This window comes from Parashewanella hymeniacidonis (assembly GCF_016900895.1).
Taxonomy (GTDB): Bacteria; Pseudomonadota; Gammaproteobacteria; order Enterobacterales; family Shewanellaceae; genus Parashewanella; species Parashewanella hymeniacidonis.
The window spans coordinates 1-4,428 of the sequence record NZ_JAFEUN010000187.1 but is presented as its reverse complement, the minus strand read 5'-3'; the positions used below and the strand labels follow the sequence as shown (position 1 = coordinate 4,428).

Below are 4,428 nucleotides of genomic sequence, written 5' to 3'. Positions count from 1 at the left end.
GTTTTGTTCAGAATCGCCATTTTATTTTGATAGTTGTCGTGGTTGACTTATTATCTCAAAAATAAAGCTTTTCTCCTCAGATTTTTCTTCTTAATTTGTTACCCATGTTTGATGGGTTCCAATTTATTGATGCGCTTCAACGTCTTCTTATCTTGAGTTTGCCAATATAAGTAATCAGACCAAGCTTCATCAGTCCACGAAAGTAGACGACTACTCATCGATTAAGTCTCGAGCAGTTACTTTACCAGCTTGATATTGAGCAATTGAGCGACTTAAGTGGTTAGCATTCTCTGGCGAGCGTAAAAGATGAACAGTTTCCATTAAACTGTTGTAGTATTCTAATCACATAACAACAGCATCTTCAGAATCTCTTCGAGTAATAACAGTTGTGTCAGCATCTTCAACCACATGATCTAAAACAGACTTCAAACTATTACGAGCTTCAGTAAAAGAGACAATTCTCATAATAACCTCACATATACCATTTATTGTACAAGTATAATTGAACCAATCTTACTTGTACAGTTTACAGCACATATCGATAAGACTCATTATCTCCTATTCCCGTGGGCAGCAGGGTCACTGTGGGCAAGCTTTTAATATCAATTGGTTACTATGGGCACAGAGAAAAGCTATGCCCCTGAAAACTAGGGGCTGAATGATCAATGCTCGTTGAGAATGCTTTTTTTAACGCAGTACATACGTGGTCTAGAGCCATCTTTTAACTTCACTTTCTTTTGCAGTTTATCGGTATCAGCCAGCAAATACCCTGCATTTGCTAACGCTCTAGCAGCTCGACTGGCGTTTAGGCCATTGAGCACTTCTCGCCAATCTTTGGCATAAAAGCAATAGACTTCCTCTGTTGAATACTCTGGCCGAGCATCAATAACACCAACACAGTTTTGTACTTCACAGTTCCATCCTGTTTTTAGAACCGCAAAACGGCTAGAAGCATATTGCTGTATAAAGCTGCGAACTCGCTCAATGGCTTGTAGATCTTCCCCAGAATTCACGCCACCTCGACTATCAAGCCATTTAAAAAACAATTTGCGGCATGAATAAAAGCAAGAGTCTGTTTGCCAGTCGAGTATATTCCATTTAATGGCCAGTTCGCCCGCAGCTGCGAGTAAGGCAAACTTGTTGGTAACCCGCATTACTTGACCATCTGCCTCTTTGGGAATATCGCAATGAAAACGGCTTCTGATCTCATGATAAAAAGGGCTAACTTCGTTTTGGCGATTCACCAATTCATTAAGCCAATCATAAGAAATGCAGCCATAACAACCTTCGCTTTGCTGCTTTAAATAATCGGCAAACTCAGCAGGTGTTTGATCATAGGTTTGTTCAAAAATGCCCATATCCATTCCAGCATCAGCTTGTAAATCAATAACCCGTACTTGCTGCCCAGCTTTGATGTTCTTACCAACACTTGCCATTAGGTGTTCAAGCGTTACTTCACCCGTCGATAAAAAGACCAGTTTCCACCTTGGCGGCTGACGAATTTCACACGTATCTTTTAAGCGATTTTTGCCTTCGCCGTTCGCAAGCATATAAGCAATACCACCAATTTCTTTTGCATCTACTTCACCAATTTCATCTAACGCTAGTAAGCAATCATTAAACATGAGTGCAGTGCCTTCCAATCCATTAGCGGTTGAACGCCAAGTGTTACAAAGTCGGCTTGGTTTACCCCATATCGATAATGCTGGATACATAGCTGCTGTTTTACCAATACTGCTGTCGCCCGCTAAGTGAATACCAAAACCATCACTAGCACACAGCCGTAATAATGGTGAAGCTAGAGCCGCACAAATACCGAGGTTTAACACCGTATTGTGCTGGCAGTATTTCCCAATGCTATTACGCCACAATTCGCTGCTGCCTTGCCTGCCCATTCCAATTGTTGAACTCATGGTTTGCAGCACAAACTCATCTTTTGAGAACTGAGGCTTAAACGTAACTTGAGGGTGAACGAATGACTTTTGATGCCAGCCAATATGCGACACGCTATAAACTCGCTTTTGTACTAACTCACCCATTCTTTGAATAAAGTAAGTCAGTGCCTGACGAGCCTTAACTTTGCTGCTGATCTTAAGCCCTTTCATCAGCAAGATACGTCTGTATTGAGTCCCGTCACTGGCAAGCAATTCAGCGGGCATTGCCCATCGCTTTGGTCGATTATCATCATCAACCCAATGTAATAAGTAACCATAATTTGAACCCGTCGTGTCACGAGTTATAGCTTCAACTTGTAACCAAGAGCAAACACGAAATGGTGGGTTGCTGTCTTCGCCACTGCGCATTAACCATTTAGTTTTATCGTCATAATAAAACTCTTTTGGCAATGGATTGATTGGTTGAGGAACAACTTGCATAGGCAAACCTTCTAATTCTCTTAATGACTTCGACGAGAAGCAATCCATTGGTTAACATCACTCTCAAGCCAGCCAACCGCTCTGGCACCTAATGAAACAGGCGCAGGAAAATCACCTACAGCTATCAATTTATAAATCGTACTGCGAGCAATACCTGTTTTGGTTTTGACTTCTGGTAAACGTAAAATTTTTTCTTCAGTAAATATCGACATACTGAGCTCCTATAAGCGTTATTTAACACTTATAATTTTCTCAGGCTTTTCATAAAATCAATAATCAGCACTACACCTTCTTGGTTTAATTTGAGTCGCCAAAATTAACTCAAATTAAACGTTTTGATCTATCTTTTTTTATAACTTATGCAGCGTCCCACTCTGCCCAATGATAATTTATGACACGCCCCTTAATTATTAAACTAAAACTATTTGTTTATTAAGCTGCCCCTGATGCCCCCGTTATAAATCGAAAGCTAGATAGATTCTGCTTTGATGTTTTTTATTTGGCGTAATTCTTTTTATCTCCCTTTTAAAACAAAAAACACGATCATCGATAAAAATAACCTCTAATTACTATGGCAGGATTCGCAAAAAATCAGCGCTTGGTACCCATTTTGTCTCCCTCTGGTACTTTCCAGCATTTATTTACTTTTAAGCTTGAAAAGCGCTGGAATTTTCACCAAAAACATGAAATAACCAATAACGATGAAGACTTAAAGTAAAGGAGTTTTATATGGTTAATCATGTGGTAAAAACTCGTTTAACGGACGAGGAAAAAGAAAACTGGTTACTGTATTGCCAAAGTAGCGGCATCAGTCAGTCTGATATGTTGCGGATGCTCATCAACCGTTCATCACCTATCGCCAAGTTAGCGACTCCGTTTCACGCAGTTAAATCGAATAAGGTAACAGTTCGGTTATCTGAGCACGCACTGCAAATGCTACAAGAACAAGCCAAATATGAAGGTTACTTAAATCAAAGCCACTGGGTTCGGGCGGCAATTTTATCAAAACTCAACAACAAGCCAGTACTGTCAGTTAAAGAAATCGATGCACTTAATGCTTCCAATCGACAGCTCGCCGCAATCGGGCGTAACCTTAATCAAATCGCAAGGGTGCTGAATATTGAATATCGCCATAGTGATAAAATCACCAGAGAAATGATAGAAAGGCTACAAGCCAAATTTGAGCAGCATATCGCTAGCGTTGATCAGCTTGTTCAACAAAACAGTAAGCGTTGGGGTGTAACCAATGAACCACTGGCATCATAATCAAAATACAGATCTACTGTCAGGCCGGATTAGCACCAAAGCGAATCGAATTCGACGCTCTTATTCTCACAATTCCAAGCCGCCACAAGTGATGGTGAAAGTCAGCGGCTTTTGCCATAGTGCCAGTCATACTCAAGTCCACTTTGACTACATAAGCCGTAACGGTAATGTCGAAATTGAGGACGAGCTTGGTCATAAATTTCAACAGCCTAATGCAATAACTGAACTAGCCAAAAGCTGGCAAGACTCAAACACGACTTCATACACACAGCAAAATAGAAATGCGAGACATTCAACTCATCTTGTACTGTCCATGCCCAACGGCACTGAGCCTAAAGCGGTGAAACAAGCCGTTCGTTCGTTTGCTAAATCGAACTTTGCTGATAATCACCGCTACGTTATGGCATTGCATACCGACACCGACAGCCCACACGTTCATTTAACCATTAGGAATTTGGGGTTCGATGGTAAGCGATTGCATATTAAGAAAGGTTTACCGCAGCAATGGCGTGAAGATTTTGCGAATCAATTAGAAGAACTTTGCATAGCCGCTGATGCTACACCAAGTTTGAAAGCTCAGACTCGAAGCGTGTTTAGGATTCGGAGTTCGAGGGAGAGGGATCTTGAGTTGGAGTTGGAGTTGGAGTCGGAGTTGTAATTTGCTTGGCTCATATCGGGTTCAAGACTGCTAGGTAACCAATAGTTGAATGAGTGGCTCAAGCAGCCCTTTACCTCGTAGGCCAGCATTGTGTACAAACTCAAAAAAACCAAGATAAAGAGGGAGTTT

At 41.1% G+C, this 4,428-nt stretch carries 4 protein-coding genes and 2 pseudogenes; 2 read left to right on the top strand and 4 right to left on the bottom strand.

Translation table 11 applies throughout. From position 1 onward, the window contains the following. Positions 1 to 119 precede the first annotated feature (119 nt). The 4 genes and pseudogenes from JQC92_RS21130 to JQC92_RS21115 form a co-directional block, all read right to left on the bottom strand. Positions 120 to 218 (bottom strand): annotated as a pseudogene (locus tag JQC92_RS21130) (type II toxin-antitoxin system YoeB family toxin); the annotation flags it as partial. Continuing rightward, a pseudogene (locus JQC92_RS21125) lies at positions 211 to 465 on the bottom strand (type II toxin-antitoxin system Phd/YefM family antitoxin). The pseudogenes JQC92_RS21130 and JQC92_RS21125, both read right to left, overlap by 8 nt. A gap of 197 nt (positions 466 to 662) precedes the next feature. Then, complete coding sequence (locus JQC92_RS21120) at positions 663 to 2,375, bottom strand: DUF927 domain-containing protein (protein ID WP_205001511.1); 1,713 nt, start codon at positions 2,373 to 2,375, stop codon at positions 663 to 665. 20 nt (positions 2,376 to 2,395) lie between these two features. Next, positions 2,396 to 2,587 carry a helix-turn-helix transcriptional regulator gene (locus JQC92_RS21115; protein WP_205001510.1) on the bottom strand — a complete coding sequence of 64 codons (192 nt, stop codon included), beginning with the start codon at positions 2,585 to 2,587 and terminating at the stop codon, positions 2,396 to 2,398. 517 nt (positions 2,588 to 3,104) lie between these two features. Between JQC92_RS21115 and JQC92_RS21110 the strand changes: the two genes are divergently transcribed. Together JQC92_RS21110 and JQC92_RS21105 are read left to right on the top strand one after the other, a co-directional pair. After that, positions 3,105 to 3,641, top strand: coding sequence for a plasmid mobilization protein (locus tag JQC92_RS21110; protein ID WP_205001509.1), 537 nt, complete (start codon positions 3,105 to 3,107; stop codon positions 3,639 to 3,641). Next, positions 3,622 to 4,299 (top strand): relaxase/mobilization nuclease domain-containing protein, encoded by a 678-nt coding sequence (locus tag JQC92_RS21105; RefSeq protein WP_205001508.1) that lies wholly within the window; start codon positions 3,622 to 3,624, stop codon positions 4,297 to 4,299. The genes JQC92_RS21110 and JQC92_RS21105 overlap by 20 nt, the downstream gene beginning before the upstream one ends. Positions 4,300 to 4,428: the final 129 nt, after the last annotated feature.